The sequence below is a fragment of the Actinomycetota bacterium genome (assembly GCA_035765775.1).
Lineage (GTDB): Bacteria > Actinomycetota > CADDZG01 > JAHWKV01 > JAOPZY01 > DASTWV01.
The window spans coordinates 1-24,415 of sequence record DASTWV010000002.1 but is presented as its reverse complement, the minus strand read 5'-3'; the positions used below and the strand labels follow the sequence as shown (position 1 = coordinate 24,415).

Genomic DNA, 24,415 nt, shown 5'->3' with positions numbered 1-24,415 from the left:
GGGCTACTCGGCGAGGCCCCGCTCCGCCAACGCCCGTTCGGCCAGCTCCCGGAGGCCCACCGGCTTTCCCGTCGGCCCCCGGGGGAGCTCGGGCACCACCACGAGGTGGCGGGGCGCCTTGTAGTGCGCCAGCCGCTCGCTCACGAAGGCCCGGAGATCGGCCAACGACGGCGGATCGGCGCCCGCCAGCGGGGCGACGATCGCCACCACCGCTTGACCCCACTCGGGGTCGGGCTGCCCCACCACGGCCGCCTCGGCCACCCGGGGATGCTCGCCCAGCACCGTGGCGACCTCCACCGGGGCGACCTTCTCGCCGCCGGTGACGATGAGGTCGTCGCGCCGGCCCAGCACCCGCAGACGCCCACCGGGTTCGAGCTCGCCGGCATCGGCGGTGCGGAACCAGCCGTCCTGCAGGACCGCCGCGGTCTCGGTCGGCCGCAGGCGGTACCCGGACATCACCATCGGCCCGGAGAGCCGGATCTCGCCGTCCTCCACCGCCACCCGCACACCGGGGAGCGGGTGGCCGTCGTACACGACCCCGCCGCACGTCTCGGTCATGCCGTACGTGGTCACGATGTGCGCCCCGGCAGCCTCCGCCTCGGCCACCAGCGACGGGGGGATCGGCCCGCCCCCCAGCAGGATCCAGCGGAACCGGGCGACGTCCACCCCCGCCGCCAGCAGCCGGCGCAGCATCGTGGGCACCAGGGACACCAGCGCCGCCGATGTCTCGGCGGCGATCGCCCCGACGTCGAAGCGGGGATGCAGGATCGGTTCGCTCCCGGCGAGGGCCGAGCGCACCAGCACCATCAGCCCGGCGATGTGGCTCGGCGGCACGCAGCACAGCCACCGGTCGCCGGCGCCGGTCCCGAGCCGGGCGGCGGTGGCCATCGCCGAGGCCCGCAACTGGGCGTGGGTCAGGACCACACCCTTGGGCGCCCCCGTGGTCCCCGATGTGGGCACGACCAGTGCGGTCCCGTCGTCCACCGGAACGCCATCCGGCAGGGGCCGCTCCCCGGTCTCAGACAGCACCCGGGACGGGCGCAGCTCGGCCAGCAGGCGCTCCACCTCGGGCTCCGGGAGGGTGACCGGGAGCGGCAGGACGGCGTCGCCCGCCTCCCAGACCCGGCGCAGGGCCGCCAGGAAGTCGGGGGCAGACCGCGCACCCGAAGGCTGGGTGCTGGTCAGGGCCTGCCGGAGGGCGACGAGGCTGCTCATCGTGTTACGGTACCCTCGACCATCGGAGTGTTTACTTTAGGAGTGAAAGCTCATGGAATGGAAGCGGTCGGGAGACTACACCGACATCCTCTACGAGACGTCATTGCCTGAGGGCGGCATCGCCAAGATCACCATCAACCGGCCCGAGGTCCTGAACGCCTTCCGCCCCCGCACCGTGTCGGAGATGGCCACCGCCTTCGAGGCGGCCCGCAACGACCCGGCGGTGGGCGTCGTCATCCTGACCGGAGCGGGCACCCGGGCGTTCTGCTCCGGCGGTGACCAGAAGATCCGGGGCGACGACGGCTACGTGGACGAGGCCGGCGTCGGCCGCCTCAACGTGCTGGACCTGCAGATCCAGATCCGCCGGATCCCCAAGCCGGTGATCGCCATGGTGGCCGGCTACGCCATCGGCGGCGGCCATGTCCTGCACGTGGTGTGCGACCTGACGGTGGCCGCCGACAACGCCATCTTCGGCCAGGCAGGCCCCAAGGTGGGCTCCTTCGACGGCGGCTACGGCTGCGGTCTCCTCGCCCGCATGGTGGGGCTCAAGAAGGCGAAGGAGATCTGGTTCCTGTGCGAGCAGTACAGCGCCGAGGAGGCCCTCACCATGGGCCTGGTCAACAAAGTGGTGCCGCTGGAGCAGCTGGAGGAGGCCACGCTGGCCTGGGCCCGGCGCATCCTGATCATGAGCCCGCTCGCCATCAGGATGCTGAAAGCAGCCTTCAACGCCGACACCGACGGCCTCGCCGGGCTGCAGCAGTTCGCCGGCGATGCCACCTTGCTCTTCTACATGAACGAGGAAGCCCAGGAGGGTCGCAACGCCTTCAAGGAAAAGCGGCCGCCCCGCTTCGACGCCTTTCCCTGGCGCCCCTAACCCGCAGCCGGTGCCCGGTCCCCCAGTGCGCCCTGGCTGGCGCGCCTTCGTCGAGGCCGCCCGCCCCAAGACGCTCGGGGCGGGGGTGGTCTGCGTGCTCGTGGGCACTGCCGCGGCGGGGCGCTTCATCGCCTGGCGCTTCTTCGCCGCCCTGGTGGCGGCGGTCGCCGTGCAGATCGCCGTCAACTACGCCAACGACTACTTCGACGGCGTGAAGGGGGTGGACACCCACACCCGGCTCGGCCCCCGGCGCCTGGTGGCCGCGGGTGTCGTCAGCCCCAACGCGATGCGCCTGGCCACCGGCGTCGCCCTGGCGGTGGCCTCGGTGCCCGGCCTGGCGCTGGCGGCCCGGATCGGCCCGCAGGTGATCGTCGTGGGCCTCCTCTCCTTTGCCGCCGCCCTGGGCTACAGCGGGGGACCGAAGCCGCTCGCCTCCCTGGGCCTCGGCGAGGTCTTCGTCTTCGTGTTCTTCGGCCTGGTGGGCACCATCGGCTCCGCCTACGTCCAGACCGAGAAGATCCTCGCCCGGGCGTCGGTGGCGGCGGTGCCGGTGGGCCTGCTGGCGGCGGCCCTGTTGCTGGTCAACAACATCCGGGACGTGGACACCGACGCCGCGGCGGGCAAGGCCACGCTGGCGGTCCGCGTCGGCCGGCGGCGGGCCCAGGCGCTCTACACCGGGATCGTCGCCGGGGCATTCGCCATCACCGCGGGCGCCGCCCTGGGCTTCCGGGCCTGGGGAATCCTCATCGGTCTGCTCGCTGCCCCGCTGGCCCTGAAACCGCTGCGCCTGGTCCGCACCCGGACCGACGGCCCCGGGTTGATCCAGGCGCTGGTGGCCACCGCCCGGCTGCAGACCGTGTACGGGGGGCTCCTGACCATCGGGCTGTGGATCGGGCGGTGACCGCCACCGTTGCCGGGGCGTTCGACTTGCCCCTCCGGCTGCGCTTCCGGGGCGTGACCGCCCGGTCGGGGCTGCTGGTCCACGGCCCCGCCGGCTGGGGCGAGTTCTCGCCCTTCCCGGAGTACGGCCCGCCGCTCACGGCCCGCTGGCGGGCGGCCGCCGAGGAGGCCGCGTGCCGGCCCTGGCCTGCTCCGGTGCGGTCGGCGGTCCCGGTCAACGTGACCGTGCCGGCCACCACGCCCGAGCGGGCCTACGAAGTGGTCCGGGCATCGGGCTGCAGCACCGCCAAGATCAAAGTGGGCGAGGGGGACGACGCCGCCCGGGTCGAGGCGGTGCGGGATGCTCTCGGCCCCGGAGGCCGGATCCGCCTGGACGTCAACGCTGCCTGGGACCTCGACGAGGCCGCCCGCCAGATCCGGCGCCTGGCGGCCTTCGACCTGGAGTACGTCGAGCAGCCGGTGCCCACAGCCGAGGATATGCGGGCGCTCCGGCGGCGGGTGGACGTGGCGCTGGCCGCCGACGAGCTGATCCGGCTGGCCCCCGACCCCCTCCACCTTGACATGCGGGGGGTGGCGGACGTGGCGGTGCTCAAGGTGCAGCCCCTGGGCGGGGTGGAGCGGGCGCTGGCCGTGGCCGAGGCCCTCGGCCTCCCCGCCGTGGTCTCCTCGGCGGTGGAATCGTCGGTGGGGCTCGCCGCCGGGCTGGCACTGGCCGCCGCCCTGCCGGAGCTGCCCTACGCCTGCGGGCTGGGGACCGCCCTGCTGCTGGAGGGCGATGTGGTGGCCGACCCGCTCCTGCCGGTCGGCGGTTGCCTGGACGTGCGCCGCCCGGCGGTGGACCCGGTGGCGCTGGCCCGGTGGGCCGCCGGCACCGGGCGCACCGCAGAGCTGGAGGCCGCCTGGGCGGCGGCGGGGGCAGCCCGGTGACGGCCGAGAACGCCGGGCACGCTCTGGCCACCGTCCTGGTGGACGAGCTGGTGCGCTGTGGGGTGCACCACGCGTGCGTGTCGCCCGGCTCGCGCTCCACCCCGGTGGCCCTGGCGCTCGCCGGGCACCCCGGCATCGCCACCCGCGTGGTGGTGGACGAACGCTCCTCGGCGTTCTGCGCCCTGGGGATCGGGAAGGCCACCGGCGTGCCGGCGGCGGTGCTGTGCACGTCGGGGACGGCGGTGGCCAACCTGCTCCCGGCGGTTATCGAGGCCCACCAGTCCCGCACGCCGATGCTCCTCCTCACCGCCGACCGCCCCCCCGAGCTCCGCCACACCGGGGCCAACCAGACCATCGACCAGTTGAAGATCTTCGGCGATGCCGTCCGCCTCTTCGTCGAGGTGGGGGTCCCCGAGGCCCACCCCGGGTCCGTGCGCTACTGGCGCTCCACGGCGTGCCAGGCCTGGGCGGCCGCCACCGGCTCGCCCGCCGGGCCGGTGCAGCTGAACCTCGCCTTCCGGGACCCGCTGGTCCCGGTGGCGGACGCCGCCGGGTTCCCGCTCCCCCTCGACGGCCGGGCGGGCGGGGAGCCCTGGACCCGGATCTCCCGGGCCCCGGCGGCGCCGGATGCCGCCCTGACCGCCCGGCTGGCGGGCGAGATCGCCGCCAGCGAACGCGGCCTCCTCGTCGCTGGGGGCGGGATTGCCCCCTCCCCAGCCCTCGTGGACCTTGCCGAGCGGGCGGGCTGGCCGGTGCTGGCCGACCCGCTGTCCGGGCTGCGGAGTGGCCCCCATGCGGTGTCGGCCTACGAGGCGCTGCTGCGCACCCCCGCCTTCGCCCGCGCCATGACGCCGGACCTCGTGGTCCGGGTGGGGGCGCTGGGGACCTCCAAGGCCCTGGCTGCCGCGTTGCACCCCGGCGTTCGCCAGGTGCGCATCGACCCCGACGCCGCCTGGGAGGACCCCGAGCGGGCGGCCGGCGAGTTGATCGTCGCCGATCTGCAGGCGACCGCCGGAGCATTGGCTGGCGCCGTCCGCCCGGGCCCGGCCAACGGGAGCGGGAAGATCAGGGGGGAGACCTGGCTGGATGCCTGGATGAAGGCGGAAGCCGCGGCGGTCGCCGCCATCGACGCCGTCCTGGACGCCGAGACCGCCCCCAGTGAGCCCCGGGTCGCCCGGGACACTGCGGCCGCCTGCCCCGACGGGGCTGTCCTGGTGGCGGCCTCCAGCATGCCGGTGCGGGACCTGGAGTGGTTCATGCGGCCCCGGACCGGGCTCCGGGTGCTGGCGAACCGGGGGGCCAGCGGCATCGACGGGTTCGCCGCCACCGCCCTGGGGGTGGCCCTGGGGACCGGGGTGCCCGTGGTGGCGTTGGCGGGCGACCTCTCGATGCTCCACGACCGCAACGGCCTGGCCCTGGCCCGGGAACACCCCCCGGCGGTGTTCGTCGTGGTCAACAACGACGGCGGGGGGATCTTCTCGTTCCTTCCCCAGGCGGAGCACCCAGAGCATTTCGAGCGCCTCTTCGGCACCCCCCAGGGCATCGACGTCGCCGGCATGGCCCGGGAGGCCAGGTGCGCCTACGGCCTCGTGGACGAGCCTGCGGCCCTCTGCCCGGCGATCGGCGAGGCGCTGGCCGGCGGCGGGGTCCACCTGCTGGAGGTCCGCACCAACCGGGAGGCAAACGTCGCCCTGCACCGCCGGGTGTGGGCCGCGGTCGCCGCCGCGGTCGCCGGGTGAACCGGCACCGCCTCCGCCTGCTCCTCCCCGCCCTCTGCATCGCCGCCATCCTGGCCAGCCCCCCCGCCCGGGCGGCGCTGAAGGGCATGCTGCTGGTGCCCGAGGTCATCCCGTCGCCCATCCACCCGCTGTCGGTCTTCACGCCGGCGCCCCGCCGGCGCCTCGTCCACCTCGCCGACGGCACCGCCGATCTGTACCGGCCGGCCGGGCTGGTGAGGGCGCCGGGCGTGGTCCTGGTGCCCGGGGGGAACCCCGAGGGCAAGGACGACCCCCGCATCGTCCACCTCGCCCAGGCCATCGCCCGGGTGGGCCGCCAGGTGCTGGTCCCCCAGCTGGGCCTGCGCGAGCAGCGCCTCGACCTGCAGGACCCGGTACGGGTGCGGGAGGCGGTGGCCTTCCTGGCCGGGCGCTCCTCCGGGGGCAGGGTCGGCATCTTCGCCATCTCCTACGGTGGCGGGATGACCCTGGTGGCCATCGAGCAGGACCCGGCCATCCAGCGCCGGATCACCTTCGTCGCCACGCTGGGCACGTACTACCGGCTCGTTGATCTGCTCCAGGGGGCCACCACCCATACCGTGCCCTACCACGGGGCGATGGTGGCCTGGCAGCCGGATCCGTCAGCGCTCGGGATCGCGGCCGGGCAGCTTGCCGACCTGCTGGGGGAAACCGATGGGGCGGCGCTCGGTGCCGCATGGGCCCGGCGGGACCCCGCCGGGCTGGCGCCGGGGCCGCGGGCCGCCTACTACCTGCTGGCGAACCGGGATCCGGAGCGCTTCGAGTCGCTGGTGGCGGCGCTGCCGCCCGGGGTCCAGAACGCCTTGGCGGACTTCTCGCCCGCCCGGTCGATCACCGGGGTGGACGTACCGTTGGTCGCACTCCACGCCCGGGACGACCCGGCGTCGCCGCCCACGGAGTCCCGCTTGCTGGTGGAGGCACTGTCTGCCCGGGTGCCGAGCCGGCTCATCGTGGTCGGGAACCTCTCCCACGCCTCGCCGATCCGCTCGATCCTCCGGGACACGGGCGACGCGGTGCGGCTCTCGGAGTTCGCCACCGACTTGCTCACCGCCCAGGAGGGCTGGCCGAGGCCATGATCGACGGGTACCCCGTTGGTCACCGCACCGGCGCCCTTTCGCCTGCGTTTGGGGGGTGCCTGGGCCGCGACCAGCCCGGCGGTGCCCCCGACCAGGAAGACGGGCACCTCGGCCTCGGTCCGGGAGGCCCGCAGGTCACGGGCGACCCGCAGCGTGCGGGTCTGCGAGATGCCGATGACCCCGAGCACCAGGAGAACAAACAGCAATACCGGCACCGTGGGCTGGGTGATGATGTGCCCACCCGCCAGCAGCACCGAGCCCATCAGGCTCTGGGCGCTCAGCGGGGGCTGGATCGGGGCGGCGGCGATCTGGGCGGCCGTGTCGTCGGGGCCGACCACGCCGCCGGCCTTGCCGATCGCGGTGTTCAGCGAGGCGTCCAGCCAGAACTTGGGATCGACCGGGTTGCTCCAGGCGTGCCCGGGCGGGTAGAGCTGGAAGTGCAGATGGGTCGCCCCGCCGGCGGCGTCCCCCGTGTTGCCCACGTAGCCCAGCACGGTCCCGGCGGTGACGTGCTCGCCGGCTTTCAGGCCCGGGGCGAATCCCTCGAGGTGGGCGCCGTAGAACGAGTAGCCGTCGGCCCCGGCGAAGTAGTACGCGTTGCCGCCGACCGACTCGTAGTCGAAGCGCACCACGGTGCCGTCCTCGGGCGCCACGGCGGGCGCGCCCATCGGGGCGAAGATGTCGTTGCCCTGGTGCAGGTGGGGGCACGGTGTGGAGCGGTAGTTGCCCCAGTCATCCTGGTAGTGCGCCGATCCGGCGACCGGGAACGGCGCCGCGATCGCGACCAGCTCCTGCTGGACCGGGACACCGGGCGGCGCATCTTTGACCGCGGCGTTGACCAGGTTCTGGCTGGTCCGCCCGGGCGTCCGGTTGAAGACCAGCGGCCTCGGGGCCGGCCCGCAGGGGGACTCCACCGACGTCTTGGGGATGTTCGACGCTGTGGCCGCCTTCGCCGTGGTACCCGAGGGCGCCGTGCCCCCCGAGGTCGACCCCCCGGGATTGGGCGCCGGCTGGGCGGGCTGCGGGTTCAGGATGGGCGCCACGGGCTGGAGCAGGTTGTTGAGGAGCCCGCCGAGGCCGTCGGTGGGGGCGGGAGCGGGTTGGGGGGGAGTCTGGGCTATGGCTGGGGCGGTCAGTGCTGCCCCGGTTACCAGCACGGTGGCTGCTGCGAATGCCCACCGGGCGGCGATTTGTGAAGCACCCCGCATCGAGACTCCCCTGACGGCTACCGCCAACTCGAACTTCTCACCCCACCCAATACAACCACGACTATTTCCCACGATTTCCGGCAATTCTGTCATGGGCCCAGGCAAGGGCAACGAATTCAACCACGCCGTGTTCTCGCGAAACAACTCCGCAATCGAGACCCGGTGCACTGCGACGGCCCATTATGTCGGAACTTTAATGTGTAACCGGCCTCTCCGTGTACAACGCGGTGCGTGGCAATGGTGTTGCTGATGCTCAGTATTGGGAGCTGTTGTGGTTCCGCTGCCCACCCTCGGTGGCGTGGAATCCAGTGGGATCTACGCGGACGTCGCGACGTCAGGCCAGGTCGAGGGCCGAAAGGACGGGCCGGAGCTTGAGCAGGGCTTCCTCCAGCTCGGCGTCCGGGTCCGACTCTGCCACGATCCCGGCACCGGCGTACAGCCGGGCCCGCCCCCCCTGCAGCTCCCCGCAGCGCAGGGCGATCGCCCACTCCCCGTCGCCATCGGCCCCCACCCAGCCCACCGGGCCGGCGTACCGGCCCCGATGCGCACCCTCCAGCTGGCGGATGACCGCCAGGGCCTTGCGGGTCGGCGTCCCGCAGACCGCGGCGCTGGGATGGACGGCACCGGCGATCTCGAGCGCGGTCTGGGCCCCCGCCAACTGGCCGGTGACCTGGGTGGCCAGGTGCTGCACGTTGGCCAGCCGGAGCAGCCAGGGCTCGGGGTCGATCCGGAGCCGGGCACAGAGCGGTCGGAGCGACTCGACGACCGTCACCACCGCGAGGTCGTGTTCCCAGCGGTCCTTGCGGCTGGCGAGGAGGGCCGCGCCCAGCGCCTCGTCCTCGGCCGGGGTGGAGCCCCGCCGGGCGGTCCCGGCGAGCGGTACCGAGCAGATGGCGGTGCCTTCCCGGCGGACCAGGAGTTCGGGGCTGGCGCCGACGAAGGACCCGAGGGCGAAGGCGTAGCAGTCGGGATAGGCGCCCGCCAGGCGGCGGACGACCCCGGGGACGGAGAAATCGTGGGGGCCGATCACCTCGGTCTGGAGCGACAGGACCACCTTGTCCAGCCCACCGGCCCGGATCGCCGTGCGGGCATCGGTCACCGCGTGGGTGAACGCCCGGTTGTCCAGTCCCGGGCTGGCCGGGGTGGGCGCGGGCGGCTGGGGATTGCCTGTGGCCGGCCCGGAGCACCGGGTGACCCAGGCCCGGCCGCCCGCCCAGGCGATGAGCGTCTCGGGGATGGTCAGGGCAGAGCCCAGGGAGTCGGGATCGAAGGTGAAGCTGCCGAAGGCCAACGGGCCCGTTCCCCAACCCCCGACGGCGTTGGTGATCTCCGCCTTCTCGAAGAGGCGGGCGAGCGCGCCCGCCGCCTGCCCGAAGCGGTCCGGGCCGGTCCCGGCCGCGATGCGGGCCGCCTCACCCCAGCCCACGAACCCAACGCCGTGCCGGATCCAGGCGATCCCCCCGGTCTCGGGGAGGTGGGCGAGGAGATCGGGGGCTGCCTCGAGAGGTTCGGTGGTACACACCAGCGGCGGTGGGCCGGACCCTGGCGTCACTCCCGGGTGCCCACGATGAGCTGGGCGGCGCCCATGCCCACCAGCTTGCGCTGGGCGTCGGGGAAGCCGGCGGCGCGGAGCATCGCCATCATCTCGTCCGGCTCCGGGAGGTAGGCGGTCGAGGCGGGCAGGTACCGGTACGCCGCCCGGTCGGACAGGAGCCCGCCGATCACCGGCACCACCTTGCGGAAGTAGAGTCCGTGCACCACCTTGGCGGGCTTGAAGCGGGGCTCGGCCACCTCCAGCAACCCCACCCGGCCCCCGGGGCGGATCACCCGGGCGCACTCGGCGAAGAAGGCGGCGAGGTCGGCGACGTTGCGCAGGGCGAAGCCGCACGTGATGCCGTCCACCGCCCCTGCGGGCACCGGGAGGAACATGGCGTCGGCCAGCACCAGCGGCGCCGACGTCTTGGCGGCGGCGAGCATGCCCGCCGAGTTGTCCACCCCCACCGCCTTCAGGCCGCCCGCCTGCAGCTCGCGGCAGAAATCGCCGGTCCCGCAGGCCAGGTCCAGCACCAGCGCGCCCCCGGGCAGCGCCAGGCCCCGGACCGTGCGGCGCCGCCATCCGACGTCCATGCCGAAGGTGAGGATGCGGTTGAGCAGGTCGTAGCGCGGGGCGATGGCGTCAAACATCGCCTGCACCGCCTTGACCTTCTCGGTGCCGGAGGGCAGGCCGTCGGGGAAGCGCTCGTCGGTATTCATTTGTCGGTCGGCTCCCCCTCGAAACGGGCCTGGGCGGTGGCCAGCAAGACCTGCTGGAAGTGGTGGGTGACAAGGCTGGTGGTGGCCGGCAGAAGGCGTTTGAACGCCTCGACCAGGCGAGCCGCCGCCTCCTCGTCGCTCTGCGAGGTGCTGCGGATGGGCGCCCGGACGTAGGTGTCGAAGAGCCCGACCGCCCGCTCGGCGGTGGCCCGCACCGCCCGGTCGTGCTCCTTGGCCAGGGCGAGGAGCTCGTCGAGGGGCAGGCCGGCCTCCAGCAGCGCCAGCCCGGCGGAGGCCGCCTGGACGTCAGCTTCGGTGTAGCCCCGCGGCCCCGAGCCGTCGCCGCCCGCGGAGGCCGCCGGCCCCACGATGAGCCCCTGGCGTTCGATCACCTGGATCAGGGCCTCGGGGATGCCGGTCTTCTCGGCGAATTCCTCCAGCGTGTAGCTGCGCTCACCGCTCTCCGGGTCCCCGGGGGCGGTGGCCAAGGCGCCCTGCAGGGCGCCGGCGAGGGCCTCGTCGGCGGCGTCCAGCTCCCCGGCCATGAGGCGGCGGATGGTGGCCAGCGAGAACCCCTTCTCCTTGAGCTCCCGGATGCGCAGGAGGCGCTCCCGGTGCTCGTCGCCGTACCAGGAGACCCGTCCCTCCCGCTGGCCGGCGGGGAGCAGGCCCCGGGCCTGGTAGAAGCGGACGGTGTCCACGCTGACCCCGACCTGGGCGGCGAGCTCGTCGACTCGGTATCTCATGAGCGTCAACTCTATGAGTCAACACTCAAAACGTCTACCCGGTGGTGCCGAGGCGGGGGACTTTTGTCCCGGCAGGCGGGACACTTGTCCCCCACCTCGCGCCCGACTCTGCTCCCGGGCCCCAACCGGTCCCCGCGCTTCTGACTAAATTCAGGACCCCATGACCGGTCACCTCCCACCACTTCGCGACCCCGGCGACCGCCAGGCCCTCGTCGACCTCGACAAGGCCCACGTCTGGCACCCCTTCACGCAGATGGAGGGCTGGCTGGCGGGCGACCCGCTGGTCATCGCCGGCGCCGAGGGCTGCTGGCTGATCGACGCCGACGGGCGGCGCTTCCTCGACGGGGTCTCCTCGCTCTGGGTCACCGTCCACGGCCACCGGGTACCCGAAATCGACCGGGCCATTACCGACCAGCTGGGCCGGGTGGCGCACTCGACCCTCCTCGGCCTCGCCAACACCCCGTCCGCTGAGCTCGCCGCCCGCCTCGTCGCCCTGAGCCCCCCGAGCATGGGCCCCGGCCTCACCAAGGTCTTCTACTCCGAGGCCGGGGCGTGCGCCGTCGAGATCGCCCTCAAGATGGCCTTCGGCTACTGCCAGCACACCGGGAAGCCGGAGAAGCGCACCTTTCTCTCACTGGACAACGCCTACCACGGCGACACGCTGGGAGCCGTCTCCGTGGGCGGCATCGACCTCTTCCACGCCGCCTACCGGCCGCTGCTCTTCCCCGCCCACCGGGCGCCCTCGCCCTACTGCTACCGCTGCCCGCTGGGCAAGCAGTACCCGGGGTGCTTGACGGCGTGCCTCCGCCCGCTGGAGGAAGCTCTCGAGGAGCACCACGAGGAGCTGTGCGCCGTCATCGTCGAGCCCCTCATGCAGGCGGCGGGCGGGATGATCGCCGCCCCGCCCGGCTACCTGCGCCAGCTTTCGGAGCTGTGCGAGGAGTACGAGGTGCTACTGATCCTGGATGAGGTCGCCACCGGGGTGGGGCGCACCGGGACCTTCTTCGCCTGCGAGCAGGAGGGCGTCAGCCCGGACATCCTGGTGGCCGGCAAGGGGCTGACCGGCGGCTACCTGCCCCTGGCGGTGACGATGACCACCCAGGCCATCTTCGACGCCTTCCTCGGCAGGCCGGAGGACGCCCGCACCTTCTTCCACGGCCATACCTACACCGGCAACCCGCTGGCGTGTGCTGCGGCGCTGGCCAACCTGGACCTCATGGAGGCCAACCAGACCCTCGCCGGGGTGCGGGAGCGCAGTGAGGCCCTGGGGCGGGCCCTGAAGCCGCTCGAGGACCACCCGCATGTGGGCGAGGTGCGCCGCCGGGGCCTGATGGTGGGCATCGAGCTGGTGGCCGACCGGGCGACCCGGCAGCCCTTCGACCCCGCACTGGGCATGGGCTGGCGGGTGGCCACCCAGGCCCGCGAGCACGGCGTCCTGATCCGGCCGCTGGGCGATGTCGTGGTCCTCATGCCGCCGCTCGGCATCCCCTTCGACGAATTGGACCTCCTGGCCCGGGTGACGGTCGAGGCCGTCGAGGCCGCCACGAAGGCCCCGGGACCACCCGCCCCAGCCGGCGGCCGGTGGTGACCGACCCCTTCGGCTGGTGCGCCGCTGCGCTCGGCGCCCTGGAGGACGCCGGGCTACGCCGCCACCCGCACACCCTCGGGCCGGCAACGACGCTGGCCGGGCGCCCGGTGATCGACCTGTGCTCCAACGACTACCTCGGGCTGGCCCGGCACCCCGAGGTGCAGGCCGCTGCCGCCCGGGGAGCTCTGGAGTGGGGAGCCGGGAGCGGTGCCTCCCGCCTGGTCAGCGGCTCGCTGGAACTGCACCGGGCGCTCGAACGGGCGCTGGCCGCCCACAAGGGCACCGAGGACGCCCTCGTCTTCTCATCCGGATACCTGGCCAATGTGGGGACGATCCCGGCCCTCGCCGGGCGGGGCGATGCCATCTTCTCCGACGAGCTGAACCACGCCAGCATGATCGACGGGTGCCGGCTCTCCGGGGCGCACGTCGAGGTGTACCGCCACGGCGATGCCGAGGACCTCGAGCAGCGCCTGGCGACCACCCCCGCCGCCAAGAAATTGGTCGTGACCGACAGCATCTTCTCGATGGAGGGCGACCTGGCCCCCCTCACCGCCATCGACGCCGCGTGCCGGCGCCACGGGGCGATGCTCCTGGTGGACGAAGCCCACGCCACCGGCGTCTTGGGGGAGGGCGGGGCCGGCGCGGTGGCGGCCGCCGGCCTCACCGGCCCGGGCATGGCCGTGATGGCCACCCTGTCCAAGGCCCTGGGATCGTCGGGGGGGTTCGTTGCCGGGTCGCATGCCCTCATCGAGTACCTGCGCAACCGGGCCCGCAGCTACGTGTTCGACACCGCCCCGGCGCCGGCGGCGATGGGGGCGGCGCTGGCGGCGCTGGCGGTCGTGCGCCGGGAGCCTCAGCGCCGGGCGTCGGTCCTCCGGGCCGCCCAGTCCCTGGCAGCCGCATTGGGCGGCCTCGGGTACCGGGTGCTGCCCCCGGCGGCCGCCATCGTGCCGGTGATGGTGGGCGAGACCGACCGGGCGCTGGCCCTGTCCGCCCGCCTGCTGGAGGCCGGGGTGCTGGTCCCGGCCATCCGCCCGCCCTCGGTACCCCCCGGGACCGCCCGGCTGCGGGTGACGGTGTCGGCGGCCCACACCCCCGACCAGCTCGACCAGGCCGTCGCCGCCTTCGCCGGGGCCAAGAATCGGCAGCACCCGGCACCGGCCCGCCGGTTCCCGCGGGCAGCGTCCCGAGACCCGATCGCTGCGGCGGGGGGCGTCTTCGTCACCGGCACCGGAACCGGGGTGGGCAAGACCCTGGTGGCCGCCACCCTGGCCTGCACCTTCGGTTCGAAAGGCCGGACGGTGGGGGCGCTGAAGCCAATCCAGACCGGCACCGCGGACGCCGCCGACGACCTCGCCTTCATCCGCCTCGCCGCCGGCCTCGCCGCCGGCCGAGCGCTGGCCCCGTACCGCTTCGCGGCGCCGCTGGCCCCGTCGGAGGCCGCCCGGCTGGAGGGCGAGCGCATCGACCTGCACCCCATCCGGAGAGCCTTCGAGGCCCTCCGGCAGGCCTGCGACCTCGTCGTCGTGGAAGGCGCCGGCGGCCTGCTGGTCCCGCTGGACGAGGCCGGCACGACGATGGCCAGCGTGGCGGGCGCCCTGGGCCTGCCCGTCATCGTGGTGGCGCCGTCCGGCCTCGGGATGCTCAACCACACCGCCCTGACCTTCGAGGTCGCCCGGGCCCGGGGCCTGGAGGTGCTGGGCGTCGTGCTCTGCCGGTTCCCGAGGACCGCTCGGGGCCTCGCCGAGACCACCAACCCGGCCGCCGTCGAGGCCCTGGCAGCCACCCGCATCCGGGGCGTGGTGCCCGACCTCGAAGGCCTCGACGTGGATGGCCGGCGCATCCCCCCGGGCTTCCAACCCGAGGCCTGGGTCGACGCGAGCCTGGGCGGCAGCTTCGACCGGGCCACCTTCCTCACCCACCTGGAGTTGGCTGGAGCCGTGCGGTGAGCCCGCCGGACGGGCTCCTCGGAGGGCTCGAGCGCCTCGCCGACCCGGGCGAGACCATCGGCTTCGAGGAGGCGCTCGCCGCCGCCCGGCTGCCGGACGCCGAGCTCCCCGCTCTCATCGCCCTCGCCAACCGGGTGCGCCTTGCCCGCAGCGGGCCGGGGGTGGAGCTGGAGTCGATCATCTCGGCGAAGACCGGGGGGTGCGCCGAGGACTGCGCCTTCTGCTCGCAGTCCCGCCACTGGCCCACCCCTGTCCTGCCCATGCCCTTCGTGGACATCCCGCAGATGGTGGCCGCCGCCCGCCGGAGCGAGGAGCTGGGGGCCAGCGAGTTTTGCATCGTCCTGGCCGTGCGGGGCCCGGACCAGCGGATCATGGACCAGGTGCTGGCGGCGGTGGCTGCCCTGCACGAGGCCACCGGGCTGCGGGTGGCCTGCTCGCTCGGCCTCCTGGAGGAGGGGCAGGCCGAGGTCCTGGCCGCCGCCGGGGTGCACCGCTACAACCACAACCTGGAGGCCGCCCGGTCCTACTTCCCGGCGATCTGCACCACCCACACCTGGGAGGACCGCTTCGCCACCTGCCAGCGGGCGGGGGCAGCCGGGATGGAGATCTGCTCGGGGGGCATCCTCGGCATGGGTGAGACCCTGCGCCAGCGGGTCGAGCTGGCCTTCGAGCTGGCCTCGCTGGCGCCCCGGGAGGTGCCGATCAACTTCCTGAACCCCCGCACCGGCACGCCGCTGGCCGGCCGGCCGTTGCTGGCCCCCCTGGAGGCCATCCGCATGATCGCCCTCTTCCGCCTCATCCTCCCCGACGCCGTGCTGCGCCCGGCGGGCGGGCGCGAGGTGGTGCTGCGGGACCTGCAGGCCCTCGGCATGCTGGCGGGCGCCAACGCACTCATCGTGGGCAACTACCTGACCACCCTGGGCCGCACCGTGGCCGACGACCTGCGGATGCTGGAGGACCTGGGCATGCCCGTCGCCCGCCTGGAGCCGCACGCCCGGCCGTGACTGCCACCCAGCCGGACCTCGACCCACCGAGGATCTGCCCCCGGTGCGGCCGCCGCCTCCGGGTCCAGATCTACCCCCTGGGCTATGAGGCCCGCTGCCCGGTATGCGATCCCGCCCCACGCGACCCGGAGGCCGGTGCCTGGGAGCCCCCTGTGCCCCTCCAGGGCTCGGGAGGGCGGGAGGAATAAGCTGGCGACGGCGAGATCGCCGGAGCCGGAACGGGCGGGCGGCCCGGCGGACGGCGAGTCGAAGGACTGCGAGTCGCCATATGAGTTCGCCCCACGCATATAGGGTTCGCCGAGGTGACCGAGCCACGGAACGTTCCGTACCGCACGATCCTGGCCTCGATCTGGCTGGTCGTGGCGAGTGCCGCGGGGATCGCCCTGGTCTACGAGTGGCGCGCCCTCATCTTCGACCTGGTCCTGGCGGCGTTCGTCGCCCTGGTGCTCAACCCGGCGGTCAAGCGCCTGGAGCGCACCGGCATGCACCGGGGACCGGCGATCCTGGCGGTGGCAGCGGTCTCCTTCCTGCTCTTCTTGGGCCTCATCGCCCTCATCGCTGCGCCCATCACCACCCAGGGGGTGCAGTTCGCCCAGCATGCCCCGGCCTACCTCCGGCAGGCGCAGCAGGGCAAGGGACCCCTGGCCGACTTCGCCCGCAAGCTCCACCTCGAGCACCAGCTGAGCAAGGCGGGACCGGCGATCTCGCGCATCCTGTCCAAGGTCCCCTCGCAGATCATCGGCGTGCTGCGCTCGGCGGCGTCCACCGCCTTCTCGGTGGCCATCGTCGCCATCCTGGCCATCTTCATGCTCATCGAGGGACCGACGTTGATCGCGGCATTCATGGCGGGCATCCCGGAGAGCCGCCGGGAATCGACCCGCCTGGTGGGCCAGACCACCTCCCGGGTGGTCAGCAGCTACACGCTGGGCGTGCTGGCCCTGGCAATCCTCAATGGCCTCATCACGGCCGCCGTGCTGTGGGTGACCGGGACGCCCTTCATCTCGTCGCTGTCGGTGTGGGCCGGCCTGACCGACGTGCTGCCCATCATCGGTGGGCTGATCGGCATCGTCCCGGCGGGCCTCTTCGCCTTCGCCCACAACCTCGTGTCGGGAATCATCGTGGTGGCCGTGATGTTCGCCTACCAGCAGGTCAAGAACCACGTCCTGTACCCGATCGCCGTGGGGCGGGCCGTGCGCCTCAACGCACTGCTGGTGATGGTCGCGGTGCTGGCCGGGTCGGAGCTGATGGGGGTGGCCGGGGCCATCCTGGCGATCCCGATCGCCGGGACCCTGAACGCCATCATCGTGGAGTTCGCGCCAGCCCCCGCCCGGGCCTTCCTGCACCATCCGGAGCTGACCCAGGCGCCCCCGCCGGTGGCCGCTGCCGTCGAACACGCCGAGGAGGCGGAGGAGGCAGCCGAGCACCCGGAGGAGGACCCGGAGGAGGCCCGGGTGCACGCCGAGACCTCGTTCTGGCACCGCCTGCGCCACCCCAAGCGGGAAATAGGCCACGAGTGAGTGGCGTGGGCCTAGGGCACGGGTAGGCACAATGTCAGGCAGCGTGGGAACCTCACGGGAAGGGGCGGCGTTTCCCATGAGTTCAAGCCGGATAGCAAAGACCGGGTCGCAGGCTGCGGCGCCGGAGCGGGTGCCGACATGGGAAGAGGTCGCTGCGGAGCACGGTCGCTTCGTGTACTCGCTGGCCTACCGGCTGACCGGGAGCACCGCCGATGCCGAGGACCTTGCCCAGGACGTCCTACTCCGGGTGCGCACCGCCCTTGCCCGCTACCGGCCGGGATCGCTGGAGGGCTGGCTGCTGCGCATCACTACGAACCTCTTCTACGACCGCATGCGGCACCGGTCCCGCCACCCCACCGAGCCGCTGGACGAGCTGAGCGAATCCGGGGAGCCCGAGCCGGCGTCGTCGCTGCCCACCCCCGAGGACAGCGCCCTGCGGGGCGAGCTCCGGGCCGTGGTCGAGCAGGCACTGAGCGAACTGCCGTACCAGTTCCGGGTGGCGGTGCTGCTGTGCGACCTGTACCAGATGAGCTATGAGGAGATCGGCTCCACGATGGGCTGGCGGCTGGGGACGGTGCGGTCGCGCATCCACCGTGGCCGTGCGCTCCTCCGGGACCGGCTGGGGCCGTATGTCGGGGTCCCGGCCGAGTAGGAGGCCGCCCGCTCGTACGGGGCAGGGAGAGTGCCCGTGACGCCGCACGCCGGCCATCCGGAGGGCCAGCAGCTCAGCGCGTACCTCGACGGGGCACTGGGGCCGGGCCAGCTTGCGGCTGTGGAGGCCCACCTGGCGGCGTGCGCATCCTGCCGGGCCGGGCTGGCCGAGCTGCGCTCGGCCAAGACAGCCCTGAGTGTGCTGGGCGCCCCGGAGCCGCCCGCCGCCTGGTTGCCCGAGCTGCGCCAACGGTTGACCGGCGAGCGGGCCGCGGCCCTGCGGCGCTCGTACCGCACCCAGCACGCCCTGCGCCGGCGCCTGGGCGTGGTGGCCACCGCGACCGGGATGCTGGGCATCGCCCTGTGGATTGCGCCGGCGCCCGCTCCGCCGGTCTCGTTCCAGCAGGAGGTGCGCCAGCACCTGGTACAGATCGACGCCCCCATGGCGGACCAGATCAGCTACGTAGTAGACGCCGGGTCGCCATGATCTGGGTGCGCGCGGCGGCGCTGGCCGTCCTGACCCTGCTGACCCTCTTCGCCGTGACCGGCATGGCGCCGGCCGCGGTATGGGCCCAGGTGGGCGGCTCCCCGGGGGGCACTCCCGCCGGTGGCCCCCCGGCAAGCCCCTTCCTCGCCCCCCTGCCCGGTCCCGCGGGGGGAACCACCCTGACCGCCGAGGCGGTGCTCAACCTGGCGGTGAGCGGATCGCATTCGGTGAACTACGAGGGCACCCAGTCGGTCGTGGTCCGGGGCCAGCGGGGCACGGTGACCGGCACCCTGCACGTGGCCCGGGGTGATGGCGACCGCCTGCTGATCCAGGTCCAGACTGGCGGCGGCGCCACCGGGTGGGTGCTGCAGCAGCAGGGCACGCAGCGGGCGGCCATGAGCCCCAACGGCTCGCCGGCAACCCGCGGCCAGGCGGCCCTGACCTCAGACATCGAGCCCCAGAGCGACGTCCACCAGATGCTGGCCAAGTACCGGGTGGTCCTGGATGGCGCGGTGTCAATGCTGGACCACCCGGCCTGGGTGCTGCGCATCCTCCGGGACCGGGACGCCCGGCTGGCCGAGCAGTGGACCGTCGACGCCACCACCGGCCTCCTGCTGGCCCGGAAGGTCTTCGACACCGCCGGGCAGGTGGAGCGCTCCATCGCCTTCACCGCGGTCCGGGAGCCCTACACCCCGCCCGCAGCCGACCTGGTCCCCGCCGCCACGCCGGCGCCGTCCGCCGCCACGGCGCAGCAGTGGGTGGCTGCCGGCCAGCTGGGCGCCTTCGCCGCCAGCGTCCACCTGCCCTCCTCGCTGCCCGACGGCTACACCCTCCGGTCGGCCACCACGTTCCGGGTCGGCCGGGCGGGCATCGCCCAGCTGGTGTTCTCCGACGGCCTCGAAGAGGTCAGCCTGTTCCAGCAGCCCGGGCGCCTGGGCCGCCGGTCGCTCCCCCCGGGAGCGGCGGCGGTCGCCCTGAACCAGGGCACGGGCTACAGCTGGTCGGGCTTCCCCCGCGGGGTGGCCTGGCAAGCGGGCCCGGATACCGACACGCTGGTGGGGGCCTCCCCGGCCGACGAGCTGCAGGACATGGCCAATGCGCTTCCCCAAGCCCCGCTGCCCCGCTCGCTGCGGGACCGGGCGCACCACCTGTTGGGCTGGGTGCTGGACCGGATGGGCCTGTAGCGGGATCGGTGCGCAACCCGCCACCCCCGACTCGCTACCCCGCCTCGTCGGACCAGCGGTAGCCGAGCCCGGGCTCGGTCAGGATCAGCCGGGGGTTGGTGGCGTCGTCCTCGAGCTTGCGCCGCAGGTGGCCCACGTGCACCCGCACATTGGTCTCCTCCTCGTAGCCCGGGCCCCACACCGTCTTCAGGAGCCAGCGCTGGGTGAGCAGCTTGCCCGCGTTGCGGACGAAGGCCTGGAGGAGCACGAACTCCGTCGGGGTGAGGTGGATCCGGTGGCCCTCCTTGGTGACGAGCTGGCGGGCGAGGTCGACCTGCACCTTGCCGTAGGTGCGCACGGAAGGCCGGATCTCCTCGGGGGTCACCCGGCGCAGCGCCGCCCGCATCCGGGCCAGGAGCTCGTCCATGTCGAAGGGCTTCGTGATGTAGTCGTCCGCCCCGGTGTCCAGGGCGGCCACCTTCTCCGCTTGGGAGTCGCGCACCGTGAGCACGATCACCGGCTGCTCGGCGAAGGAGCGCAGGCTGCTCAGCACCTTCAGGCCGTCCACGTCCGGCAGGCCGAGGTCGAGCAGGACGAGGTCGGCACCCTCGCCACGCAGCACGCCCAGGCCGCTCTGGCCGTCCCGGGCGGAGACCACGTCGTAGCCCCGGGCCTCCAGGCTGGTCTGCAGTGTGCGCACGATCTGGCGGTCGTCCTCGATGACCAGGACCTTCATTCCGCCACCCGCACCCGGGGCGACGGCGCCTCGGCAGGGGGCGGGGCGCTTGCCACCGGGAGCCGGAACCCCACGGTGGCGCCGCCGCCCGGGGTCTCGCCCGCCCACATCGACCCGCCGTGCGCCTCGACGATCGCCCGGGAGATGGCCAGGCCGAGGCCCACACCGCCCTGCCCGCGGGCGGTGTCCCGGCGGTAGAACTCCTCGAAGACCCGCTCCCGGTCGGCGGCGGGGATCCCGGGGCCGTGGTCCGCCACCCGCACCTCGACCCACCCGGGGGTGGCGGTCACCCCGACCTCGACCGGCTGCGCCGCCCCGGCGTAGTGCACCGCGTTCTCCACCAGGTTGGACACCACCTGGTCGATCTGGAGCAGGTCCATGGGCACAGGCGGGATGCTATCGCCTGCCCGCACCTGGATCGCCAGATCCTTCCAGCGCCGGCGCAGGCGGGCGACGGCCGCCTCGATGACATCCTCCACCGGCGCCGCGGTCTTCTCCAGCACCAGCGCCCCGGCCCGCAGCCGGGAGAGGCTGAGGATGTTGGCGATGAGCCGGTTCAGGCGGTCGCTCTCCTCGGCGATGGTGGCCAGCAGGTCGGCCCGCTGCACGCTGTCGAAGTGCACGCCGGCGTCCAGCAGGCTGGTGGCTGAGGCCTTGATGGCCGCCAGCGGTGTGCGGAGGTCGTGGGTGACCGAGGAGAAGAGGGCCGCCCGCACCCGGCTGGCCTCGGCGTCGGCCTGCGAGCGCCGGGTGCGCTCGGCCAGCACGGTGGCCTCCACCGCCAGGGCCACCTGGCCGGCGAAGGCCCGGGCCAGGCCGAGCTCGGGCTCCCCCAGGCCGGTCGCGCCCGGGGCCACCCGGATGTGGCCGAACAGGCCGCGGTCGGTGCGCAGCTCCAGCGACGTCCCCGCGGTGGGACCGGGCGGCGCCCCGGCGACCGCCCGCAGCTCGCCGCCCGGCTGGAGGTCGCCGAGTCCCTCGGTGACCACCTCGCAGCCGGCCAGCGAGAACAGCTCCACCATGTCCCGGACGAACAGGTCGAGGGCGGTGGCGAGCGGTGCCCCGCCCAGGAGTCGGGACGAGATCCGGTAGAGCAGCTGGGCTTCCCGGGCCGACCGCTCAGCCCGGGAACGCTGCGCCACGGTGTTGGTCAGCAGGGTGGCGATCAGCACCGCCACCACGAGGAACACGATCAGGGCCAGGAGATCCTCGCTCTTGGCCACGGCGAAAGTGCGGAGCGGGGGCGTGAAGAAGAAGTTGAGCCCGAGGAACGACAGCACCGAGGCGACCAGCCCCCCGGGCAGCCTGGCCACGAGGGTGGCCGCCACCACCGACAGCAGGTAGATCATGACGGCGTCGGTGGTGCTGCCGGCCGACTTGAACGCCGGGATGGACGCCAGGACCGTCGCGAGCCCGGCGAGGGCCACGGCAGCGGCCAATTCCAGAGCCTGCCGGAGGCGGCTCCTGCCCACGCCGAGCCTGATGCCCATAGGGAGAGTCTAAAACCGCGGCGGGAGTCAGAAACGGTGGAACACGTGGTTCCGGGTGAGGCTGGGACTAGAAGGTAGCCGCCTGCGCCCCCCTGATCAGGCGCACCCGCCCGACCGACCGGATCCGCTCCTCGGCGACCCGGTTGGCGGCCACCGACGGCGTCAGGCTCTCCTTCCTCGCCGTCTCCAGCACCCGGGCGACGTTGCCGAAGATCCCCTCGATGCGCTGGTGGGCCCGGCGCTCGTCGTAGCCGTTCAGCTCGTCGGCCACGTTGATCACGCCCCCGGCGTTGATGATGAAGTCCGGGACGTAGAGGATGCCCCGCTGCGCCAGGGCATCGGCATGGTGGGGCCGCAGCAGCTGGTTGTTGGCCGCCCCCGCCACCGCCGCGCAGCGCAACTCGGGGATGGTCAGATCGTTCAGCCCGCCGCCGAGGGCGCACGGGCAGAACAGGTCGCAGTCCACGGCGTGGATCCGGGCGGTGTCCTCCACCTCGACCCCGTAGTCGGCCACCGCCTGCTCCACGTGCACCGGGTTGACGTCGGCGACCACCACCTCGGCCCCCGCCTCCTTGAGGTGCCCCACCAGGGCGTGGCCCACCTTGCCCACACCCTGCACGGCCGCCCGGCGGCCCGCCAACGAGGGCTCGCCCCACAGCTCGATGGCCACAGCCCGCAGGCCCTGCATCACGCCGTAGGCGGTGGCGGGCGACGGGTCGCCGGAGCCGCCGTCGGTGGGGGAGATCCCGGTCACCCAGCGGGTCTCACGCCGGATCATGTCCATGTCGGCCCCGGTGGTGCCCACGTCCTCGGCGGTGATGTAGCGCCCGCCCAGGGCGTCGATGAAGCGTCCGTAGGCCCGCAGGAGGGCCTCGGACTTCGGCCCGCTCCCGGGCTCCGGGGCCATGATCACCGCCTTGCCGCCCCCGAGGTCCAGCCCGGCGGCGGCGTTCTTGTAGCTCATCGCCTTGGAGAGCCGCAGGACGTCGGTGAGGGCTTCAGCCTCAGATTCGAAGGGCCAGTACCGGGTGCCGCCCAGGGCCGGGCCCAACGCGGTGGAGTGGATGGCGATGATCGCCCGCAGGCCGCTGGCCCTGTCGTTGCAGAAGACGACCTGCTCGTAGTCCTCGCCGGCAGTGGCTTCGAAGACATCCACCCCGGCATTGTAGGTCCATGCAGGACTTCCCGACCTCGGGAAGAATGGTGGGTCATGGTCCCGTCCAGCCAGCTCCGCGTCTACGAGCCGCTCGACTCCTTCCCCGACCCCGAGCGCAGCCGGTGGGAGCGCTACATCGCCGCGGAGGCCGGGCGCCCCGAGACCTGGGACTACCGGGATTCGGCGTCGGAGGAGTCGGGCCGGCTCGGCCTGCTGTACCCGCTGCGGGCGGGCCACGCCTATGTGCGCCGGACCCATGGGGCCTGGCTGGTGTGCCCGTGCAGCGTGGAGGTCAGCGTGCTGCGGGGCATCCTGGCCTTCGGCGAAGCGGTCCCCGAGGAGCTGGCCGAGGTGCTGGTCTCCGCCCGGGATATCCGCGCCGCCAGCTGCGAGCTGGACCGTCTCGAAGCCCTGCGCCCGGGGCGCCAGGACAACATCGCGATCTCGGCGTGGCATGTCCCCTTCCGCTGGCTGGCCGCCTTCGACGACGCCGAGCGCATCCTGACCGTCGAGCGCCCCGCGCCGGCAGGCGCCCGCCCGCGGGCCGCGGTGCGGGTGCGGTACGAGACCGACCAACCCCTGGCGGTCAGCCGGCTGCGGCGGGCGCACGGGATCCTGGAGTGCGCCGGCATGGACGAGTCGATCTCCGAGCCGGTGGAGGAACTTGCCGAGTGGCTGGAGGGCTTCCACCGGGACGCCACCGTCGAGCTGGACTACGCCACCCTGGCCAACCTCGTGGCGCCCGAGGTGTTGGAGGCCGACCGCTCGGCGGGCGAGATCTGGGCATGCCTGGAGGCGATGGAGCTGGGCGACACCGACGAGAGTTGGCGGCGCTACCAGCAGCTCAGCGAGTGGTGGGAGCAGGTCCGGGCGGTCGAGCGGACGAACTAGGGGTCCCATGTCCATCCCCGTGAAGCTGGAGGACCTGCCCCAGGTGTTGGAGCGCTACGGCTTTCATCCCTACCTGCTGAGCGTCAGTGCCGAGTCCACCCCGCGGGCGACGTCGGTGTCGGTGCAATGGGAGGGCTCCGCCATCCTGGCGGGCGTGGGGCGGCGCACCGTGGCCAATCTCAACACCAACGCCGCGGTCGCCCTGCTGTGGCCGCCGCCGACGCCGGGGGACTACACCCTCATTGTGGACGGGCGGGGCACGGTGGAGGGGATGGGCCGGAACATGGCGGTCCGCATCGAGCCGACCAGCGCCATCCTGCACGTGACCCAGGTCACGTAACCAGGCTCTGCGTGGCTCTGCCTGCGTGGCCAGGGCTGGAATCGAACCAGCGACACCCCGGTTTTCAGCCGAGTGCTCTACCACCTGAGCTACCTGGCCCTGTCCCGAACCCGGGTCACTGCATGCGCCAGCGCCCAGGGCCCATCGAGGGAGGGAGGAGAATACCGCCCGCGCCCCAGACCGGACTTGAACCGGCGACCTGGTCCTTGACAGGGACCCGAGCACTCCAGACTGCTCCACTGGGGCAAGCCCTCAGATGATAGCCCGTCCGATGGGCTGACCCGCGGGAGGGGCTCACCAGGGCCTGTCGATGGCAGCACCGGCGGTTGCGTGATGCTGCATGTCAGCTCGTGTCAATGGCCAAGTCGCGCGCCCCACTGGTGGCCAACTAAAAGTCCCCACCTCCTGAGCATCTACGGGGGTCAGGGCTTGGCGGGAGCGATCACCTCCTCCTTCACTGGAGCCCCCACCTGGGCGCGGGCTTTGGCCT

21 protein-coding genes and 2 tRNA genes are annotated in these 24,415 nt (G+C 73.3%); 13 read left to right on the top strand and 10 right to left on the bottom strand.

From position 1 onward, the window contains the following. Window positions 1–3: 3 nt before the first annotated feature. On the bottom strand, window positions 4–1,215 hold the full coding sequence (locus VFW71_00230) for an AMP-binding protein (GenBank protein HEU5001193.1): 1,212 nt from the start codon (window positions 1,213–1,215) through the stop codon (window positions 4–6). Window positions 1,216–1,267: 52 nt separating this feature from the next. Here VFW71_00230 and menB point away from each other — a divergent pair, with 52 nt between their 5' ends. From menB to menD, 4 genes are read left to right on the top strand one after another with little or no spacing between them, the layout of a single operon-like run. Further along, complete coding sequence (menB, locus tag VFW71_00225; GenBank protein ID HEU5001192.1) at window positions 1,268–2,089, top strand: 1,4-dihydroxy-2-naphthoyl-CoA synthase; 822 nt, start codon at window positions 1,268–1,270, stop codon at window positions 2,087–2,089. A 10-nt stretch (window positions 2,090–2,099) separates the two neighbouring features. Next, the gene (locus VFW71_00220) at window positions 2,100–2,990 is read left to right on the top strand and encodes a 1,4-dihydroxy-2-naphthoate polyprenyltransferase (protein ID HEU5001191.1); all 891 of its coding nucleotides are present in this window, start codon (window positions 2,100–2,102) and stop codon (window positions 2,988–2,990) included. Then, the gene (locus VFW71_00215) at window positions 2,987–3,916 is read left to right on the top strand and encodes an o-succinylbenzoate synthase (GenBank protein ID HEU5001190.1); all 930 of its coding nucleotides are present in this window, start codon (window positions 2,987–2,989) and stop codon (window positions 3,914–3,916) included. The genes VFW71_00220 and VFW71_00215 overlap by 4 nt, the downstream gene beginning before the upstream one ends. Further along, window positions 3,913–5,655 (top strand): 2-succinyl-5-enolpyruvyl-6-hydroxy-3-cyclohexene-1-carboxylic-acid synthase, encoded by a 1,743-nt coding sequence (menD, locus tag VFW71_00210; GenBank protein HEU5001189.1) that lies wholly within the window; start codon window positions 3,913–3,915, stop codon window positions 5,653–5,655. The genes VFW71_00215 and menD overlap by 4 nt, the downstream gene beginning before the upstream one ends. Window positions 5,656–6,397: 742 nt before the next feature. On the opposite strand, the gene VFW71_00205 is transcribed toward menD, so the two are convergent. The 4 genes from VFW71_00205 to VFW71_00190 all read right to left on the bottom strand — a co-directional run bounded on the left by VFW71_00205 (window position 6,398) and on the right by VFW71_00190 (window position 10,953). Next, window positions 6,398–7,954: a M23 family metallopeptidase gene (locus tag VFW71_00205; protein HEU5001188.1), complete on the bottom strand. Its 1,557-nt coding sequence runs from the start codon at window positions 7,952–7,954 to the stop codon at window positions 6,398–6,400. A 334-nt stretch (window positions 7,955–8,288) separates the two neighbouring features. Beyond that, complete coding sequence (locus VFW71_00200) at window positions 8,289–9,506, bottom strand: isochorismate synthase (GenBank protein HEU5001187.1); 1,218 nt, start codon at window positions 9,504–9,506, stop codon at window positions 8,289–8,291. Beyond that, complete coding sequence (locus tag VFW71_00195) at window positions 9,503–10,207, bottom strand: ubiquinone/menaquinone biosynthesis methyltransferase (protein ID HEU5001186.1); 705 nt, start codon at window positions 10,205–10,207, stop codon at window positions 9,503–9,505. Before VFW71_00195 ends, VFW71_00200 begins: the two co-directional genes overlap by 4 nt. Further along, the gene (locus tag VFW71_00190; GenBank protein HEU5001185.1) at window positions 10,204–10,953 is read right to left on the bottom strand and encodes a MerR family transcriptional regulator; all 750 of its coding nucleotides are present in this window, start codon (window positions 10,951–10,953) and stop codon (window positions 10,204–10,206) included. The genes VFW71_00195 and VFW71_00190 overlap by 4 nt, the downstream gene beginning before the upstream one ends. A 160-nt stretch (window positions 10,954–11,113) precedes the next feature. Between VFW71_00190 and bioA the strand changes: the two genes are divergently transcribed. From bioA to VFW71_00155, 7 genes are all read left to right on the top strand, one after another. After that, window positions 11,114–12,541 carry an adenosylmethionine--8-amino-7-oxononanoate transaminase gene (gene bioA / locus VFW71_00185; protein ID HEU5001184.1) on the top strand — a complete coding sequence of 476 codons (1,428 nt, stop codon included), beginning with the start codon at window positions 11,114–11,116 and terminating at the stop codon, window positions 12,539–12,541. Next, window positions 12,535–14,490 carry an 8-amino-7-oxononanoate synthase gene (gene bioF / locus VFW71_00180; protein HEU5001183.1) on the top strand — a complete coding sequence of 652 codons (1,956 nt, stop codon included), beginning with the start codon at window positions 12,535–12,537 and terminating at the stop codon, window positions 14,488–14,490. Before bioA ends, bioF begins: the two co-directional genes overlap by 7 nt. Continuing rightward, on the top strand, window positions 14,487–15,494 hold the full coding sequence (gene bioB / locus VFW71_00175; protein HEU5001182.1) for a biotin synthase BioB: 1,008 nt from the start codon (window positions 14,487–14,489) through the stop codon (window positions 15,492–15,494). Before bioF ends, bioB begins: the two co-directional genes overlap by 4 nt. Window positions 15,495–15,796: 302 nt before the next feature. After that, window positions 15,797–17,011: an AI-2E family transporter gene (locus VFW71_00170; protein ID HEU5001181.1), complete on the top strand. Its 1,215-nt coding sequence runs from the start codon at window positions 15,797–15,799 to the stop codon at window positions 17,009–17,011. A gap of 76 nt (window positions 17,012–17,087) precedes the next feature. Continuing rightward, window positions 17,088–17,663: a sigma-70 family RNA polymerase sigma factor gene (locus VFW71_00165; GenBank protein HEU5001180.1), complete on the top strand. Its 576-nt coding sequence runs from the start codon at window positions 17,088–17,090 to the stop codon at window positions 17,661–17,663. A 36-nt stretch (window positions 17,664–17,699) separates the two neighbouring features. Further along, window positions 17,700–18,149, top strand: a complete 450-nt coding sequence (locus VFW71_00160) for an anti-sigma factor (GenBank protein ID HEU5001179.1) — start codon at window positions 17,700–17,702, stop codon at window positions 18,147–18,149. Further along, window positions 18,146–19,333, top strand: a complete 1,188-nt coding sequence (locus VFW71_00155; protein ID HEU5001178.1) for a sigma-E factor regulatory protein RseB domain-containing protein — start codon at window positions 18,146–18,148, stop codon at window positions 19,331–19,333. Before VFW71_00160 ends, VFW71_00155 begins: the two co-directional genes overlap by 4 nt. 34 nt (window positions 19,334–19,367) lie before the next feature. On the opposite strand, the gene VFW71_00150 is transcribed toward VFW71_00155, so the two are convergent. From VFW71_00150 to VFW71_00140, 3 genes are all read right to left on the bottom strand, one after another. Beyond that, entirely contained in the window at window positions 19,368–20,048 is a 681-nt protein-coding gene (locus tag VFW71_00150; GenBank protein HEU5001177.1) for a response regulator transcription factor, read from the bottom strand. After that, window positions 20,045–21,538 (bottom strand): ATP-binding protein, encoded by a 1,494-nt coding sequence (locus VFW71_00145; GenBank protein ID HEU5001176.1) that lies wholly within the window; start codon window positions 21,536–21,538, stop codon window positions 20,045–20,047. The genes VFW71_00150 and VFW71_00145 overlap by 4 nt, the downstream gene beginning before the upstream one ends. Before the next feature lie 67 nt (window positions 21,539–21,605). After that, complete coding sequence (locus tag VFW71_00140) at window positions 21,606–22,694, bottom strand: Glu/Leu/Phe/Val dehydrogenase (GenBank protein ID HEU5001175.1); 1,089 nt, start codon at window positions 22,692–22,694, stop codon at window positions 21,606–21,608. A gap of 54 nt (window positions 22,695–22,748) precedes the next feature. On the opposite strand from VFW71_00140, the gene VFW71_00135 reads away from it, so the two are divergent. Both VFW71_00135 and VFW71_00130 read left to right on the top strand, forming a co-directional pair. Then, complete coding sequence (locus VFW71_00135) at window positions 22,749–23,585, top strand: hypothetical protein (protein ID HEU5001174.1); 837 nt, start codon at window positions 22,749–22,751, stop codon at window positions 23,583–23,585. Window positions 23,586–23,592: 7 nt separating this feature from the next. Next, window positions 23,593–23,925 (top strand): hypothetical protein, encoded by a 333-nt coding sequence (locus VFW71_00130; protein ID HEU5001173.1) that lies wholly within the window; start codon window positions 23,593–23,595, stop codon window positions 23,923–23,925. Between the two features lie 26 nt (window positions 23,926–23,951). Here the strand turns inward: VFW71_00130 and VFW71_00125 are convergent. After that, a tRNA-Phe gene (locus VFW71_00125) sits at window positions 23,952–24,024 on the bottom strand. A 72-nt stretch (window positions 24,025–24,096) separates the two neighbouring features. After that, window positions 24,097–24,171: transfer RNA gene (locus tag VFW71_00120), tRNA-Asp, on the bottom strand. Window positions 24,172–24,415 lie beyond the last annotated feature (244 nt).

Excerpts from the sequence above, each read along its gene's own strand:
- VFW71_00230 (HEU5001193.1), bottom strand. The coding sequence starts at position 1,215 with ATGAGCAGCCTCGTCGCCCTCCGGCAGGCCCTGACCAGCACCCAGCCT.
- menB (HEU5001192.1), top strand. The coding sequence starts at position 1,268 with ATGGAATGGAAGCGGTCGGGAGACTACACCGACATCCTCTACGAGACG.
- VFW71_00205 (HEU5001188.1), bottom strand. The coding sequence starts at position 7,954 with ATGCGGGGTGCTTCACAAATCGCCGCCCGGTGGGCATTCGCAGCAGCC.
- VFW71_00195 (HEU5001186.1), bottom strand. The coding sequence starts at position 10,207 with ATGAATACCGACGAGCGCTTCCCCGACGGCCTGCCCTCCGGCACCGAG.
- VFW71_00190 (HEU5001185.1), bottom strand. The coding sequence starts at position 10,953 with ATGAGATACCGAGTCGACGAGCTCGCCGCCCAGGTCGGGGTCAGCGTG.
- bioA (HEU5001184.1), top strand. The coding sequence starts at position 11,114 with ATGACCGGTCACCTCCCACCACTTCGCGACCCCGGCGACCGCCAGGCC.
- VFW71_00165 (HEU5001180.1), top strand. The coding sequence starts at position 17,088 with ATGAGTTCAAGCCGGATAGCAAAGACCGGGTCGCAGGCTGCGGCGCCG.
- VFW71_00155 (HEU5001178.1), top strand. The coding sequence starts at position 18,146 with ATGATCTGGGTGCGCGCGGCGGCGCTGGCCGTCCTGACCCTGCTGACC.
- VFW71_00150 (HEU5001177.1), bottom strand. The coding sequence starts at position 20,048 with ATGAAGGTCCTGGTCATCGAGGACGACCGCCAGATCGTGCGCACACTG.
- VFW71_00145 (HEU5001176.1), bottom strand. The coding sequence starts at position 21,538 with ATGGGCATCAGGCTCGGCGTGGGCAGGAGCCGCCTCCGGCAGGCTCTG.
- VFW71_00135 (HEU5001174.1), top strand. The coding sequence starts at position 22,749 with ATGGTCCCGTCCAGCCAGCTCCGCGTCTACGAGCCGCTCGACTCCTTC.
- VFW71_00130 (HEU5001173.1), top strand. The coding sequence starts at position 23,593 with ATGTCCATCCCCGTGAAGCTGGAGGACCTGCCCCAGGTGTTGGAGCGC.